This window comes from Neoroseomonas oryzicola (assembly GCF_012163135.1).
GTDB lineage: Bacteria > Pseudomonadota > Alphaproteobacteria > Acetobacterales > Acetobacteraceae > Neoroseomonas > Neoroseomonas oryzicola.
Window position 1 is genome coordinate 136,397 of sequence record NZ_JAAVUP010000003.1, and the last position, 15,673, is coordinate 152,069.

The 15,673-nt window shown below is 73.7% G+C and carries 15 protein-coding genes; 3 read left to right on the forward strand and 12 right to left on the reverse strand.

The genetic code is table 11. The features are described 5' to 3' along the window. Positions 1-21 precede the first annotated feature (21 nt). Positions 22-1,254, forward strand: a complete 1,233-nt coding sequence (locus tag GWK15_RS12180) for a type VI secretion system contractile sheath domain-containing protein (RefSeq protein ID WP_168041607.1) — start codon at positions 22-24, stop codon at positions 1,252-1,254. Positions 1,255-1,362: 108 nt separating this feature from the next. Here GWK15_RS12180 and GWK15_RS12185 read toward each other — a convergent pair whose 3' ends face one another. From GWK15_RS12185 to GWK15_RS12210, 6 genes are all read right to left on the reverse strand, one after another. After that, positions 1,363-2,616, reverse strand: coding sequence for a M16 family metallopeptidase (locus GWK15_RS12185; protein WP_168041608.1), 1,254 nt, complete (start codon positions 2,614-2,616; stop codon positions 1,363-1,365). 4 nt (positions 2,617-2,620) lie between these two features. After that, entirely contained in the window at positions 2,621-3,997 is a 1,377-nt protein-coding gene (locus tag GWK15_RS12190; RefSeq protein ID WP_168041609.1) for a M16 family metallopeptidase, read from the reverse strand. A gap of 64 nt (positions 3,998-4,061) precedes the next feature. Then, complete coding sequence (locus GWK15_RS12195) at positions 4,062-4,631, reverse strand: DUF3035 domain-containing protein (protein WP_168041610.1); 570 nt, start codon at positions 4,629-4,631, stop codon at positions 4,062-4,064. After that, positions 4,628-5,125 (reverse strand): signal peptidase II, encoded by a 498-nt coding sequence (lspA, locus tag GWK15_RS12200; RefSeq protein ID WP_168041611.1) that lies wholly within the window; start codon positions 5,123-5,125, stop codon positions 4,628-4,630. The genes GWK15_RS12195 and lspA overlap by 4 nt, the downstream gene beginning before the upstream one ends. Positions 5,126-5,329: 204 nt before the next feature. Further along, positions 5,330-8,137 carry an isoleucine--tRNA ligase gene (gene ileS, locus GWK15_RS12205; protein WP_168041612.1) on the reverse strand — a complete coding sequence of 936 codons (2,808 nt, stop codon included), beginning with the start codon at positions 8,135-8,137 and terminating at the stop codon, positions 5,330-5,332. Positions 8,138-8,305: 168 nt separating this feature from the next. Further along, on the reverse strand, positions 8,306-8,683 hold the full coding sequence (locus tag GWK15_RS12210) for a winged helix-turn-helix transcriptional regulator (protein WP_168041613.1): 378 nt from the start codon (positions 8,681-8,683) through the stop codon (positions 8,306-8,308). 120 nt (positions 8,684-8,803) lie between these two features. On the opposite strand from GWK15_RS12210, the gene GWK15_RS12215 reads away from it, so the two are divergent. Then, entirely contained in the window at positions 8,804-9,823 is a 1,020-nt protein-coding gene (locus tag GWK15_RS12215; protein ID WP_168041614.1) for a zinc-binding alcohol dehydrogenase family protein, read from the forward strand. A 4-nt stretch (positions 9,824-9,827) separates the two neighbouring features. On the opposite strand, the gene GWK15_RS12220 is transcribed toward GWK15_RS12215, so the two are convergent. The 4 genes from GWK15_RS12220 to GWK15_RS12235 all read right to left on the reverse strand — a co-directional run bounded on the left by GWK15_RS12220 (position 9,828) and on the right by GWK15_RS12235 (position 12,616). Beyond that, on the reverse strand, positions 9,828-10,523 hold the full coding sequence (locus tag GWK15_RS12220; RefSeq protein WP_168041615.1) for a hypothetical protein: 696 nt from the start codon (positions 10,521-10,523) through the stop codon (positions 9,828-9,830). Between the two features lie 32 nt (positions 10,524-10,555). Continuing rightward, positions 10,556-10,744, reverse strand: a complete 189-nt coding sequence (locus tag GWK15_RS12225) for a hypothetical protein (protein ID WP_168041616.1) — start codon at positions 10,742-10,744, stop codon at positions 10,556-10,558. A gap of 31 nt (positions 10,745-10,775) precedes the next feature. After that, positions 10,776-11,501, reverse strand: a complete 726-nt coding sequence (locus GWK15_RS12230) for a hypothetical protein (RefSeq protein ID WP_168041617.1) — start codon at positions 11,499-11,501, stop codon at positions 10,776-10,778. A 197-nt stretch (positions 11,502-11,698) separates the two neighbouring features. Beyond that, a complete protein-coding gene (locus GWK15_RS12235; RefSeq protein WP_209442176.1) occupies positions 11,699-12,616 on the reverse strand; it encodes a bifunctional riboflavin kinase/FAD synthetase in 918 nt (305 codons plus the stop codon). Positions 12,617-12,937: 321 nt separating this feature from the next. Between GWK15_RS12235 and GWK15_RS12240 the strand changes: the two genes are divergently transcribed. Then, entirely contained in the window at positions 12,938-13,318 is a 381-nt protein-coding gene (locus GWK15_RS12240; protein ID WP_168041618.1) for a hypothetical protein, read from the forward strand. An 877-nt stretch (positions 13,319-14,195) separates the two neighbouring features. Here the strand turns inward: GWK15_RS12240 and GWK15_RS12245 are convergent. Together GWK15_RS12245 and GWK15_RS12250 are read right to left on the reverse strand one after the other, a co-directional pair. Then, the gene (locus GWK15_RS12245) at positions 14,196-14,735 is read right to left on the reverse strand and encodes a nucleotide exchange factor GrpE (protein ID WP_168041619.1); all 540 of its coding nucleotides are present in this window, start codon (positions 14,733-14,735) and stop codon (positions 14,196-14,198) included. Between the two features lie 92 nt (positions 14,736-14,827). Then, entirely contained in the window at positions 14,828-15,574 is a 747-nt protein-coding gene (locus tag GWK15_RS12250) for an aspartate/glutamate racemase family protein (RefSeq protein WP_168041620.1), read from the reverse strand. Between the last annotated feature and the right edge of the window lie 99 nt (positions 15,575-15,673).

The following is a 15,673-nucleotide window of genomic DNA, read 5'->3' on the forward strand; positions in this document are numbered from 1 at the left end:
GCCGGAACGATGGAGGTGCGCATGGCCGATCCCGACGACAGCGCGGAGGATCCACTCGCCGCCGTGCTGGCCGCGACCGAGGCCCAGCGCCCGGCAATCACCGTGGGCGGCGGGTCGGAGGCGAAGGCGCTCGCGAAGGTGGAGGCGATGATCGCGCTGATGCAGGCGGCGATCCTGAACCACCCGCGCTTCGTGGCGCTGGAGGCCGCGTGGCGGTCGGTGCAGCGCCTGGTCTTCGCGCCGGGCGAGGGGCCGGTGGTGGTGAAGGTCCTGCCGGCGACCAAGCGCGAGATCATCCGCGACCAGCGCGCGGTGCAGGACCCCGAGGACAGCGACCTGTGCGCCCTGCTGTGGCACGAGGGGATGGGGAGCGAGGAGCCGTTCTCCCTGCTGCTGGCCGACTACGAGTTCGGCGCGGAGCCGGAGGAGGTGCAGGCGATGCGCGGCCTCGCGGCCGGCGGGGCCGGGGCCTTCGTGCCGGTGGTGGCGCATGCGGCGCCGGGGCTGCTCGACCTGCCGGAATGGTCCGCCCTGCCGGCGAAGAAGGACATCGCGCGGGCGCATGAGGGGCCGAGGCACATCGCCTGGCGCGCGTTGCGGGAGAGCGAGGATGCGCGGTTCCTCACGCTGGTCGGGCCGCGCGTGCTCGCACGCGGGGGCGATGGCGCGCCGCGCTGGGTGGGCGGGGGCTGGGTGCTGGCGTCCCGCATCGCCGACGCCTTCCGGCGGGAGGGCTGGGCGGCCGCGATCGAGGGCCGCGAGGACGGGACGGAATCCGGACTGCCGGCGATGGGCAGCGTGCCGACGGAATGCGACCCGGCGGATGGGCAGGAGGTGGCCTTCGGGCTGCTCGGCCTGACGCTGCTGGTGCCGCGCGGGGCGGAGCGCGCGGCGGTGCTGCTGGCGCCGACGCTGCACAAGCCGCCGCGGTTCCATGCCTCGGCCGCGACGTCGGATGCGGCGCTCGCGGCGCGGCTGCCCTGGGTGCTGGGGGTGGGGCGCTTCCTGCATGCGCTGGCGCTGCGCGGGCATTGGGAATTGCTGCGCGGCCACGGGCCGCAGGCGGCGGCGCGGGCGCTGAACGAATGGCTCGCGCAGTTCTGCGGGGAGGACGGGCCGCTGGCGGAGGCGAGCGCGGAACTGCCCGAGGTGAAGGGGCATCCGGGCGTGCATGTGCTGTCGGCGAAGCTGCGGCCGCGGCTGCCGCAGGGGACGCCGGGGGCGGCGCACAGGGTGATGCTGAACCTGCCGTGACGTTGGAGGGGCGCTACCCCTCCAATCCTCCCCGGTAGCGGTTCCCAAAGGCCTTTCGGCCTTTGGCGGGGTGAGCTCGAGAGGGGCGGCGCCCCTCTCGGTCCCGCATCACATCCCCGTCGGCTGCCCCGCCACCGTCACCGCGATGGCGTCGGGCTTCAGCAGCGTGCCGGCGACGCGCGTCGCCTCGGCCTGGGTGATCGCGCGCAGCCGCTCGTTCCGCCCGTCCAGCCAGTCCACCGCCCGGTTGTTCCGCCGCATCGCGAGCAGCGTGCCCGCGATCCGCCGGCTGTCGGTGAACTGCAGCGGCAGGGAGCCGGTGAGGAAGGCGATCGCTTCCTCGAGCTCCTGCGCCGTCGGGCCGCTGCGGGCCATGTCGGTCCAGACCTCGCGCGTCACGCCGATCGCCTCGGCGACTCGGGCGTTCTCGGTGGCGAAGGAGCAGGTGACGATCCCGCCGCCGAACAGGCTGTCGAGCCCCGCCCCGATCCCGTAGGTCAGGCCGCGTTGGACCCGGACCGCCTCCATCAGGCGCGAGGAGAAGCCGCCGCCGCCCAGCACCCGCAGCACGACCTGCGCGGTTTCCCAGTCGGGGTCCGCCGCGCCGATGCCGGGCTGGCCGAGGATGATCTGCGACTGCGGGCTCGCCACCGGCAGCACCTGGCGGCCGAAGGAGGTGAAGGCCGGCAGGGCGGGCGGCGCCGCCGGCGCCCCGGCCGGCAGGGGCGCAAAGAGTTCCTGCATCAGCGCGGCGAGTTCGGCCGGCTTGATGGCGCCCGAGGCCGCGACGAGCACGCCGTCGCGCCGCATCTGCGCGCCCAGCATCGCCCGCATCCCGTCCACCGTGACGGTCGCGAGGCTTTCCGCCGTGCCGCTGGACGGCCGGCCCGCCGGGTGGTTCGGGAAGGCGGCGGCCCAGAAGGCGCGGCCCGCCTGGCCGCGCGGGGTTTCCAGCGACTGCCGCGCCCCGGCGATCGCCCGCGCGCGCACGCGTTCCACCGCATCGGTGTCGAAGCGCGGCGCGGTCATGGCCAGGCGGGCGAGGCGCACCGCCTCGGGCAGCGCATCGGTCAGGGCGCGGAAGCCGCCTTCCATCGCATCGCGCCCGGCCGAGAAGGACAGGCCGATCGCGGCGTCGCGCAGCGCGTCCTGGAAGGCGACGGAGCGCATCTCGCCCGCCCCTTCGGTCAGCATGGCGGCCGCCATGGCGGCGGTGCCTTCGGCGCCCGCGGGGTCGCGCGCCGCGCCCCCGGGCCAGGACCAGGAGAGCGAGACGACCGGGACGGAATGGTCCTCGACCAGCCAGGCGGTGAAGCCGCCGGCCTCGACGACCTGGATCGGCAGGGTGAAGGAGGTGGTCATGGGATCACGCCGCCTCCGGCAGGAGCCAGCCGGTGGTGTGCAGCGGGCGCGGCAGTACCGCGCGCGCGGCCTCGGCCGCCTGGGCCTGGGTCACGGCGCGCAGGCGCGCGGGCCAGAACTCCACCACCTCGGCGGGCAGGCCGATGGCGAGCGTCCCGCCCAGCATCCGCGGCGCCGCGCCGAAGCTGTCCAGCGCCAGCAGGGCGCCGGCCGAGAGCTGGCGCGTCGAGCGCGCCACCTCGGCCTCGGTGGGGCCTTCCTGGACCAGGCGATCGACCACGGCGACGGCCTCGGCCTCGAGCCGTTCCGGCGTCACGCCGCGGCGGGGCATGGCCCAGACGGTGAATTCGGTCTCGCCCGCCGCCTCGCTGTCGTAGGAGGCGCCGGCGGAGACGGCGAGGCCGGTCTCGACCAGCGCCACATGCAGCCGGCTGCCCTGCCCGCTGCCGAGCAGATGGGCCACGACCTCGAGCGGCAGGGCGTGGCGGGTCTCCCCGGCGGTCAGGCTCGGCGCCATCCAGGCGCGCATCATCACCGCGTCGCGGACCGCGGCCTCGCGCCGGATGAGCCGAGCCTCGTGCGGGGCGGAGGGGGCGACCAGCCGGTCGCGGCCGGCGCCGGGGCGGGCGGGCACGGGGCCGTAATGCCGTTCGACCAGGTCGCGGACCTCGGCTTCCCCGACGGCGCCCGAGACCAGCAGCGTCGCGTTGTGGGGCGCGTAGAAGCGGCCGTAGAAGCCGGCGAGGTCGTCGCGCGTGATGGCGCGGATCTCGTCCTCCCAGCCGATGATCGGCCGGCCGGCCCAGGATTGCGGGCCCCAGAGCGCGGCGCGGAAGGCTTCCTGGAAGCGGGCGCGCGGGCTGGAATCGGTGCGCTGGCGGCGTTCCTCGAGGACGACGCTGCGCTCGCTTTCGAACTCGCCGGCCGGGATCAGGGCGGCGGCGAAGCGGTCGGCTTCCATCGCCATGATCATCGGCAGGCGGGACGCCTCGACCTGCTGGTAGTAGGCGGTGACGTCGCGGGAGGTGAAGGCGTTGTCGTTGCCGCCTTCGCGCGCGACGCGGCGGGACAGCTCGCCCGAGGGTACGTTGGGGCTGCCCTTGAACATCATGTGCTCGAGGAAATGGGCGACGCCCGAGCGGCCGGCCGGATCCTCGGCGCCGCCGGCCGAGTAGTAGACGTATTGCGCGACGACGGGGGCGCGCCGGTTCTCGCTGAAGACGACGCGCAGGCCGTTGGGCAGGCGCCATTCCTTGGCCCCGAAGAGGGGACGGTCCTGCGGGGGCGGCGGGGCGCCCTGGGCGAGGACGCGGGCGGCGGGGGTCGCGGCGGCGAGCGCCGCGAGGGCGCCGAGGCTGTGGCGGCGGGTCATGACGGGCATGACCCGAAGATGGGGCAGCCCCCCGCCGGGGGGAAGAACTCTGACGAAGGCGTAACGCGCCGCGTCAGAGTCCGAGCCACTCCCAGAAGGTCCGCTGGCGCGGCTGGACCACCGGGGTCTGCCCGACCTCGGTGTCGCGGCCGAGGGCGGCGTTCTCGCGCAGGCGCTGGGCCTCGCGCTGGGGGTCGACGGCGACGCCGGGCGGCGGCGGGTCGCGCCAGAAGATCAGCCGGTCGGTCAGCGTCCGGTTCGGCTGGTCGAGGCGCAGGCTTTCCTCGTCCACCCGGCGGCGGATGTCGTCCGGCGCCTCGGGGCCGGCGCGCTGCAGCAGCGCGGCCTCGCCCACCGTGGTGCGGGCGCCGGGCGCCCGGCGCGGATCCTCGAGCGAGAGGTTGGGCACCAGCACCTGTTCGGCCGCGGCGCGGGAACTGCGTTCCTGCGGACGGGTCGCGCCTGGGCGCGGCGTCGGCAGCGACGTCATGTCCGGCGGCATGGACAGCGGCGCGCGGGTGGTCACCTGGAACTCGTCCGGCGCGTCGCGCACCAGGCCGAGCGAGCGGGTGGTGTTGTCCCCGCAGGCCGAGAGCAGGATCCCGGCCGCGAGGGCGGGGAACAGGGCAAGGCGCGTCGTCATGACCCCTCCTTAGGCCCGGCTTTCGGCCGGAACAAGGCATCCGCGACCAGGGCGACCACGCCGCAGACGATCGCGGCGTCCGCGACGTTGAACACGTACCAGTGCCAGCCCCAGGCATGGGCGTCGACGAAGTCCACCACGGCCCCGAAACGGATGCGGTCGATCACGTTTCCGATGGCCCCGCCGACCACGGCGCCGAGGGCGATGGCGGTCAGCCGGTTTTCCGCCCGCGCCATCCAGCGGATCAGGAAGGCGGCGATGGCCACCGCCATCAGGGCGAGCAGGACGTGGTTCCAGGTCCCTTCCCCCGACAGCAGGCCGAAGGTCACGCCGCGGTTCCACACCATGGTGAGGTCGAGGCCGAAGGGCCCGGCCTCGAACAGCGGGATCTGGCCGATTTCGGGCAGGCGAAGGCCGTTCAGGATCCACCACTTGGTGTTCTGGTCGGCGATCAGAACGCCGGCCGCGATGGGCAGTCCGAGGCGGAGGCTCATGGTGCGTGCACGAAGGCGGTGCCTTCGTGGCCCTCAGACGGGCGCCCATCGGCGTTGCGATGCAACGTCGATGGGGACCCGGCCGGGCGGACCGCATCCGCGGTCCTTGGCTTCGCCGCACCAGCAGCGGCGCGCGTTCGCGCGCTCGGCCCTGCGGGCCGCCGGGTGGCCATCATGCTGCGATGCGGCTCCCTGCGCGCGCTGTCACGACATCGCCTCCACCGCATCATCGCAGCGCAGGCACAGCGTCGGATGCCGGGCCGAGGTGCCGACCTCGGGCAGGACGCGCCAGCAGCGGGCGCATTTGGTGCCCGGCGCGGCGTGGAAGATCGCCACCGGCTCCTCCGCATGGCCCAGCGCGAAGCCCGAGGTGATGCACACCTCGGCCCAGCCCTCGGCGGGCAGCAGCCCGGCATCGGCCGCCGGCGCGGCGAGCGAGGGCGCGGCCTGCAGGCTCGACCCGATGGTGCCCGCGACGCGCGCCTTCTCGAGTTCCGCGGTCACGAGGCCGCGCAGTTCGCGCACCCGCGCCCACTTCGCGGCCAGCGCCGCGTCCTTCCAGCCCTCCGGCACGAAGGGGAAGTCGAGCAGGTGGATGCTGCCCTCCTCGTCCGGGAAGCGGGCAAGCCAGGCTTCCTCGGCGGTGAAGACCAGCACCGGCGCGAGCCAGGCGCAGAGGCAGCGATGCAGGATGTCGAGCACCGTGCGCGCGGCGCGCCGGCGCAGGCTGTCCGGCCGGTCGCAGTAGAGCGCGTCCTTGCGGATGTCGAAGTAGAAGGCCGAGAGGTCGGCGGCGCAGAAATTGTGGATCTCGGGGTAGACGCCGTTCCAGGCGAAGCGCGCATCCGAATGCGGATCGGCCGCGGCGCGGATCTTCGCGTCGAGCTCGGTCACGCGGTGCAGCACCCAGCGCTCGAGCTCGGGCAGTTCCGCGTAGGGCACCATCTCGGCGTCGGTGAAGCCCTCGAGGCTGCCGAGCAGCCAGCGCAGCGTGTTGCGGATGCGGCGGTAGAGCTCCGCCTGCTGCTTCAGGATTTCCGGCCCGATGCGCAAGTCGAGCGCGGTGTCGGAGTTCATCACCCACAGGCGCAGGATGTCCGCGCCGTACTGCTTCATCACGTCCTGGGGCGCGGTGACGTTGCCCAGGGACTTCGACATCTTGCGCCCCTGCTCGTCGAGCACGAAGCCATGCGTCAGCACCGCCTTGAAGGGTGCGACGCCATTGGTGCCGACGGATTCCAGCAGCGAGGAATGGAACCAGCCGCGATGCTGGTCGGAGCCTTCCAGGTACAGGTCCGCCGGGAAGGGCAGCCCGCGCGGCGGGAGGACGAAGGCGTGGGTGCTCCCGCTCTCGAACCACACGTCGACGATGTCCATCACCTGCTCGTACAGCGCAGGGTCGCGGTCGGGACCGAGGAAGCGCGCGGCGGCACCCGGCTTGTACCAGGCGTCGGCACCTTCGGCTGTGAAGGCCGCGATGACGCGCTCGATGATGGCGGGATCGCGCAGTGGCTCGCCCGACTGCTTCGAGACGAAGACCGGGATCGGCACGCCCCAGGCGCGCTGGCGGGAGATGCACCAGTCCGGGCGCGCGGCGACCATCGACCCGATGCGGTTGCGCCCGGCATCGGGGACGAAATAGGTCGCGTCGATCGCCGCCAGCGCCTTGGTGCGGATCTGGTTGCCGTCGTCCATGGCGATGAACCACTGCGGCGTGGCGCGGAAGATCACCGGCTTCTTGGACCGCCAGGAATGCGGGTAGGAGTGGGTGAGCTTGCCCGTCGCCGCCAAGGTGCCGACCGCGCGCATCGCGTCGTAGACGGCGGTGTGCGCCTTGAAGACGTGCAGCCCCTCGAAGCCCGGCGCGTGGTGGGTGAAGGTGCCGTCGTCGTTCACCGTCTCGGGGATCGGCAGGCCGAACTGGCGGCCGAGGTTGAAGTCGTCCTCGCCATGGCCGGGCGCGATGTGCACGAAGCCGGTGCCGGCTTCGGTGGTGACGAAGGCGCCGGGCAGCAGCGGCACCTCGAAATCGTAGCCATGGCCGTGCAGCGGATGCACCGCGATCGCGCCGGCGAGCTCCGCACCCTTCAGCACGCGCTTGACGGTATGCGCGCCGATGCCCGCGTCCTTCTCGAAGCCCGGCAGCAGCGGCAGGGCGACGAGCAGCCGGTCGCCGACCTTGAGCAGCGAGGTCTCGCTCACGCCCTCGACATGCACGAGCGCGTAGTCGATCTCCTCGCCGTAGGCGACGGCGCGGTTGCCCGGCATGGTCCAGGGCGTGGTGGTCCAGATCACCACATCGGCGCCGACCAGGTCCTCGGCACCCGCCGACAGCAGGCGGAACTTCGCGTGCAGCGTCGGGCTGACATGGTCGTGGTATTCGATCTCGGCCTCGGCCAGCGCGGTCTTTTCGACCGGGGACCACATGACCGGGCGCAGGCCGCGATAGAGCGAGCCGTTCAGCAGGAACTTGCCGATCTCGCCGGCGATCGCGGCTTCCGACGCGAAGTCCATCGTCGCGTAGCGGTCGGGCCAGTCGCCGGCGACGCCGAGGCGCTGGAATTCATCCGACTGCACGCCGAGCCAATGCGTCGCGTAGGCGCGGCATTCCGCGCGGAAGTCGAGGACCGGGACGGCGTCCTTGTCCTTGCCCTTGGCGCGGTATTCCTCCTCGACCTTCCATTCGATCGGCAGGCCGTGGCAGTCCCAGCCCGGGACGTAGTTGGCGTCGTAGCCCGCCATCTGCCCCGCGCGGTTGATGACGTCCTTCAGGATCTTGTTGAGCGCGTGCCCGATATGGAGGTTGCCGTTCGCATAGGGCGGGCCGTCATGCAGGACGAAGGTCTCGCGGCCCTTCGACTGTTCGCGCAGCCGGTCCCAGATCTTCAGCCGCGCCCAGCGCTCGAGCATGGCGGGCTCGCGCTTCGGCAGGTCGCCGCGCATCGGGAAGGGCGTCTTGGGCAGGAAGACGGTGCCGCGGTAGTCGCGGGCCTCGGCGGGGCTGTCGGTCATCGGTGCCTGTCTCGGGCCGCCGGCCGCGGGTCGTGGCGGTCAGGGCGGCGGTTCATCGGTTGCGCGCGCGGACGGGGTTACCCGGCCCTCACCCGAGGGCCGGGACGGTAATTCGCCGATGCGCAACCCGGACCATGGCAGGCTTATGGGGAGGGGGGGTGCCCAGCGTCAAGCCGCCGCGGGGGCGGCGTCCAGGGCCGCCGGGGCGGCGAACAGCGCGGCGTTCGCGTCGCCCCATGCCTTCAGCGCCATGATCACCGGCCTGAGGCTGCGCCCGCGGTCGGTCAGGCTGTATTCCACCCGCGGCGGCACCTCGGCGAACACCTTGCGGGCGAGAAGCCCGTCGGCCTCGAGCTCCCGCAACTGGTTGGTCAGCATGCGCTGGGTGACCGAGGGCAGCTTCCGCCGGATCTCGTTGAAGCGCAGCGTGCCGTCCAGCAGGTGGTAGAGCACCACGCCCTTCCACTTCCCGTCGATGAGGCCGAGCGTCGCCTCGACCGCGCAGCCCGGGCTGCAGTCCAGCCGGCTGTGACGCATCCGCGGCATGATCGGTATCCTTTTCGACACTATGGGCTGGAATTGTGCATTCTTGCGGCCCTGGCAAGTAGCCCTCAGTTTCGCGGCAAGCAACCGCCCCCGCGCCCCGCGCGACCAGGAGAATTCCCCATGCGTGCCGTCGGCTACCGCCAGTCCCTGCCCATCACCGATGATGCCGCCCTGCAGGATATTGACCTCCCGCGCCCGGTCCCGGCCGGCCGCGACCTGCTGGTGCAGGTCAGGGCCGTCTCGGTGAACCCGGTCGACACCAAGGTCCGCAAGCGGGCCCAGCCGGAGGGCGATGCCTGGGCCGTGCTCGGCTGGGATGCCTCCGGCGTGGTGGTCGAGGTCGGGCCCGAGGCGACCCGCTTCCGCCCCGGCGACGAGGTCTTCTATGCCGGCGCCCTGAACCGCCCCGGCACCAATGCCGAGTTCCACCTGGTCGACGAACGTATCGTCGGCCACAAGCCGAGGACGCTCAACCACGCCGCCGCAGCCGCCATCCCGCTGACGGCGATCACGGCGTGGGAGACGCTGTTCGACCGGCTCGACGTCCGCCGCCCGGTCCCCGGCGCACCGCGCGCGATCCTTGTGATCGGCGGCGCCGGCGGGGTCGGGTCCATCGCGATCCAACTCGCGCGGCGGCTGACGGACCTCACGGTCATCGCCACCGCCTCGCGGCCCGAGACGCGGCAATGGGCGCTCGACCTCGGCGCGCACCATGTGGTGGACCACCGCAAGCCGCTCGCCGCCGAGGTCGCGGCTCTCGCCCTCGGCGCGCCGGGCTTCGTCTTCTGCACCACGAACACGGACCAGCACTTCGCCGAGATCGCAGCGCTGATCGCCCCGCAGGGCCGCTTCGCCCTGATCGACGACCCGGCCGCGCTCGACATCCTGCCGCTCAAGCGCAAGAGCGTGTCGACGCATTGGGAATTCATGTTCACCCGGCCCGTCTTCGGCACCGCGGACATCGCCGAGCAGGGCGCGCTGCTCGACGAGGTGGCGCGCCTGATCGACGCCGGCACGCTGCGCAGCACGCTGGCCGAGGAATTCGGGCCGATCTCCGCCGCGAACCTGCGCCGCGCCCATGCGCTGATCGAAAGCGGCACGGCCAAGGGCAAGATCGTGCTGGAGGGCTTCGGCGCCTGACGGGTCAGCGCCTCGGGCGCACCAGGCTCGCCTCCGCCTGGGGGCGCGCCAGGGCTGCGATGCAGTCCTGCGGGCCGTCCAGCCCGGCGACGCCGGCGATGGCGGCGCAGAGCAGCGGCGCGCGGGCCGGCCATTCCTCGAAGGGATGGGGCGCCGCGCCCATGGCGAAGCGCGCCCGGCCGGGCGCGTCGATCGCGATTGCCGCTGCGAGGCGCGGGCCGCCGGGGCCGAGGACCTCGGATGCCAGGCCTTCGCCGGTCGCGGCCAGCACCGCGTCGCCGTAGGGGCCGAAGCCGATCGCCACGACCAGCCCCGCGCCGGCCTGTCCCGTCAGTGCGTCGAGCGCGCCGAACACCTCGGCCAGCGGCGGGGCGACGCGGCCGGGGCAATCGGCTCCGGGGCGGCCGGCGGGATAGTCGAGCACCGCCGTCTCCTCCCGCAGCAGCGCCTCGACCAGCCGGGCCTGCAGGCTTTCGGGGACGGTCCCGCCGCGGGGCGTCAGGACCACCGCCGCGGCGTCGCCGGTCTGCCAATCGGTCGGCAGGTCGGCCAGCAGCAGCCTGGCGCAGCCTGGCGCGCCGCCCGCCCGTTCGGCGGGCTGCACCCAGAGCGAGTCGATGCTGCCGAAGCCCTGCGCCGCCGCGCCGCCGGCGGCGCCGAGCGCGAGGGCAAGGGCGGCGGATGCCAGGGACCTCGGCATGGCAGGGGTCTCCTTCTGCTGGCCCGGCATGGTCAGCGCGGGGCGCCGCACAGCACCGGGGCGGTGTCGGAGATCGGGTCGGCGATGCAGGGCGGGCGCGGCGCCGCCCGGCTGGGCGGGTCCTCGGGCGTCGTCGCCTGCAGGGCGACCGAGACGAAGGCCGACAGGACCGCGACGGCGGCGATGTCGGCGGTGCGCAGGAGCGCGCGGCGGCTGGGCATGTCCTTCACTCCTTTCGCGGTGCGGGGGGGGTCAGCGGGGCGCCTCGGCGACCTCGGGCGCGCGGCCGAGCGCGGCGACGCAGAGCGCGGCGGTGCGCAGGCCTTCGGGGCGCTGGGTCTCGGCGGCATCGCCGGCCGCCTGGCCGAGCGCGCCGCAGAAGCGACGGAGGCGTTCCGGCGCCGCCTCTCGCCGTTCCGACGGGGGGCCGAGGAGGAAGGCCGGCTCGCCATCGGCCATCATCGCCGCGGCGGCAAAGCGCGGCGCGCCGGGCGGCAGGTGGCGTGCGGCGATCTCTTCGCGCACCACCTGCGTGGCGATGCCGCTCCCCGGTCCGTAGCCCAGTGCGACGACCAGGCCGGCGCCGGCCCGCCGCGTCGCGTCGAGCAGCGTGAACATCAGGGCGATCGGATCTTCCGGCGGCGCGAGGCGCGAGGTCGCCTCGGTGTCGCCGTCGCAATGCGTCGGCGCCCCGGCGGCGACTTCCACCACGGCGGCGCGTTCCTCGAGCAACACCGCGACCAGCGCGTCGCGCCGCGGGTCCCGCAGCGACCAGTCGGTGAGCAACAGCACGGCAGCATCCCCGGGCTGCCAGGTCGACGGGATGTTCATCAGCGCAACGCCGGCGCAGCCAGTCGCATCGGCGCTCATCGGCGTCGCGACGTACGGCAGCGGCACGAAGCGCGTGTACTCGGTGGCCGCGGCGGGCATGGCGGCCAGACAGCCGGCGGCGAGGGCGGCGCGGATCAGACGCGACATGGGAACCTCCTTTCGGGCTGGTCGGTGGGCGGCGCGGACCCGGGTCCCGGGCAGGGGTCTTCCCCGCAGGCGGGATGGAACGCGCGCAGCCGCCGCCAAGTCCCGAAGGCGGGCCGAAATTTCCCTGAAGGCGCCTGAAGTCCGTCGCGCGTCAGCCGCGACGGCGCGCGCGGCGGGTCAGCCCGCCGGCGCGGAGGTCAGCCCAGCGCCGCCTTCGCGTCCTCGACGTCCTGCGCGATCGCGGCCTTGAGCTCCTCGAGCCCCGCGAACTTCGCGTCGGGGCGGAGGAAATGGACGAGGCGGACGCCGATCTCCTGGCCGTAGAGGTCGCCGGCATAGTCGAAGATGAAGGTCTCGAGCCGCGTCTTGGGATCGCCGCCCAGAGTCGGGCGGCGGCCGACATTCGCGACCCCCTTGGCCACGCTGCCGTCGGGCAGCGCGACGGTCACGGCATAGACGCCGCGCGCGGGTTCGAGGTGGCGGCCGATCCACATGTTCGCGGTCGGCCAGCCCAGCACCCGGCCGAGCTTGTCGCCGTGCACCACCGTGCCGCGGATCTCCCATGGCCGGCCGAGCCGTTCCGCCGCGCGGTCGGGATAGCCGTCCTGCAGCAGCCGGCGGATGCGGGTGGAGGAGATCGCCTCCCCGCCGAATTGCACCGGCGGGACGATGGACAGGCCCATGCCGCGCGCCTCGGCTTCGCGGGCGAGGAAGGCGACGTCGCCGCCGCGGCGGTGGCCGAAGGCGAAGTCCGGGCCGCAGGCCAGGTGCTTCGCGCCGAGGCCGCGATGCAGCACCTGCTCGACGAAGTCCTCGGCCGACATGGCGGCGAAGGTGTCGTCGAAGGGCAGGGCGACGACATGGGCCGCGCCGGCGGCGGTCAGCGCGGCGGCCTTGGCGGGCAGCAGGGTGAGGCGGAAGGGCGGGTCGTCGGGGCGGAAATGCTCGCGCGGGTGCGGCTCGAAGGTCAGGGCGGCGAGCGGCAGGTCGGGGCGCGCGGCGTGGGCGGCGCGCAGCACGGCGACATGGCCCAGGTGGACGCCGTCGAAATTGCCCAGCGCGATCGTGGCGCCGCGGGCCTCGCGCGGGACGTCGCGCCAGGAGGTGATGATCATGGCGCGGATGTAGCCGAAGGGCGGGGGCGGATGAACCTCCCACCCGCGACGCCGCTTTCCCTTCCTTCGATGCGCGGCGATGCCGGCGACGACGGGGTGAAGCCCGGGACGCGCACCCTCGAGGCCGCCGGGGCGTCCACGCAGACATCGCGTGAGGAGATGGCTGTTGCGCTTCCATGATCGCGCGGGACGCGATCGAACAACCGCCTTGGTCACCTCCAATTGAATGGCAACGTACATCCTCGCGCGCCATGATCATTGGTGCCGGCCGACGCGGCGACATCGCAGGACTGATGTTCTGCGAAGGGAGGATTGCGCGCCGTGCTCTCGTTGCTGACCTGGCTCTTGCGAACTTCGGCGGTGGTATTTGCCGTGTTGGGCGGAGCAGCCCTCTGGGAGGCCGCCCCGCCCGGGGTCGTCGAGTTCCGGTCCGCGCTGCGCGCCAGCAGCGAATGCCGGCTGCGGGCGCTGACCAGGAGCTACCACGCCTTCGACTGGATGCAGCGCCAGCAGCAGCAGCTGGCGCGGTGCCCACCCCCTCCCCGCTTCGACTGGGACAGGGACATGCGCACGAGCAGCCTGCTCCTCCTCACCCTGTCATTGAATGTCCTGGTGCTGTCCGAGATCGCGGCGGCCAGCGTGCGGCGGCGGCGGCTGACCGAGGAGATCATCGATGGCCTTGAAGGACACCACAGCGTTTGAGCTCGGTCGCGGCCGCCCGGCACGCGCGCAAGGCTGCGCGCGGCGGTGCCGGCGATCGCGGACGGCGCGGCAGGCCCGGCCCCGAGGTGACGGAGCCTGGCTCCCGCGGCATGGCGGCGCTGGTGAACGATCACGATCGGACGGGCGGTGCACGGTGCCGCGCCCGACGGCCTGGACGAGGCTCGGATGTCCCGGCGCCGCCTTCGTCGCGGGCGGGCGGAGGCGATCCGGCTCCTTGGGATGCCGGAACGGATGCACGCGAAAGTTTTACTCGACCAGGGATGCACCACCATGACGTGCAGACCTATAACGCCGATCCGGCCGGACCCGACAAGTGGCGCGCTCCTCCGGCCGCGTCGCGTGAGGCTGCTCCCCAACGCGGCCTCGCGCAGGCTTCCCCGCTGGGCCGGGCGGCGGAGAAGCTACGGATTCCGCTCCGTGACGATGTCGCGGAGCCGCACCAGGATGCCGGGCGCGGTGCGCATGCACCCTCGCGCCCCGGCGACCGAGCGCCCGTCGAGCCTGGGCCCGCTGCGTCGGCAGCGGTGAGCGGAGGTTCCTCGGCGGGACAGGTTCAGGCGCTGCTCGCCTCGGCGCCGGGACCCCCCAAGGGGCCGGCCCAGGCGGCCCCGCATCGCGACCTGCGCCCGGCAGACCCGCCCAGGACGCGATGTCGCCGGGCCGTCGACGGTCAGGGATGGTGTCGCGGGTACCCGGGGCGGTTCGGCGCGCGGGTCACCGGGGCGGACCGGATCCGCGCTGCGACGAGGGCGATCGGACGGAGGCTTCCATCGTCATCGCGACGGATGGCGGCGCGCCCTCCGGCCTCGGAAGCAGATGGGCCGGGGGGAGAAGTTCGCTCCTCCCCGGCCTTCCGTCACTTCCCGACGACGACCATCGCCGGCTTCAGCAGCCGGCCGTTCAGCGTCCAGGCCGGCGTCCAGCAGGCGGTCACGGTGCCCGGCAGGGTGCCTTCCGGGGCCGGCTGTTCGGCCATGGCCTGGTGCATCTCGGGGTCGAAGGGCTTGCCGGTCGGGTTCTCCGACTTCACGCCGTTGCGCTCGAGGATGCCGAGGAAGGAGCGTTCCACCCCTTCGATGCCGTCGCGGATCTTGGTCAGCACCTCGGGCTCGTTGGCCTGCTTGCCGGGCAGGGCCTCGATGCCGCGGCGGAGATTCTCGGCGGCCTCGACCACGTCGCGGGCGAATTTCTGAGTGGCGTAGGCGCGGGCTTCCTGCACCTCGCGCGCCGTGCGGGTGCGCAGGTTCTGCATCTCGGCCTCGGCGCGGAGCCACTTGTCCTTGAGGGTGGCGACCTCGGCCTCGAGGGCGGCGATGCGGTCCTCAGGGGTGGGTTCGGGGGCGGTGTCGGGGGTGGCGGCGGCCTCTTCGGGCTGCGGTTCCGGCTTGTCGGTCATTCTGGATGGCGTCTCGTACTGCGGGGGGCGGCCGGACGGCCGCCGGGTTGCCCATCACCTAGGCGGCCCGGGGGCCAGGGGCAAGCGCGGCGTCAGGGCGCGCCGGCCATGAGGCGCGCGAGCGCCGGGGAAAGCGCGTGCTGGGGCGCCTGGGGGGCGCGGGGTGGCAGGGCGGGGCGGGGGGCGAGGGCGGCGGCGAGCGCGCAGTCGAGGCTGTCCAGCACCGGGACCGGGACGCGCGGGGCGACGCGCTGCGCGAGGCCGGCGAGGCCGGCGCCGCCCAGGACCACCGCGCCGGCGCCGTCGGCGGCGGCCTCCGTCGCGGCCTCGGCGAGGAGGGCGACCGCACCTTCGGGGTCGCGGGCGATCATGTCCCCGGTGGGGGCGACGCCGCGCACCAGGACGCGGTCGGGGCCGTGGCCGCGAATGAGGGCGAATTCCTCGAGCATCGGGATCCAGGCGGCGCCGCCGGTCAGCAGCGCGATGCGCGGGGCGATGGCGAGGGCGGCGGCCAGCGAGGCCTCGGCCATGCCGTGGACAGGGATCGGGAGGAGTTCGCGCGCGGCCTCGATGCCCGGTTCGCCGAAGCAGGCGATGATGGCGGCGTCGAAGCCGCGGGGATTGTCGGGGCCGATCTGCTCGGCCAGCGCGGCGATGACGGCGTGGCCGGCGATGGCGACGGCGGCGCGCGTCGCGATGTAGCGGGCGCCGAAGGGCGCCGTGGCCGGGACCAGTTCGGCGGGCGGCAGGCCGAGGCGGGGCAGGGCCTCCGCCGCGCGGGCGGCGACCAGGTCGGTGATGGCGGGATCGGTGTTCCCGTTCAGCAGCAGCAGGCGCATCCGGATCGATCAGCACGCGGGCAGGCGGGGCGCAACCCCGCACGCACGGCGGGCAGGATGGCGCGGTTCTGGGCAAGGGCGCGGCTCCAGGCGGCCCGC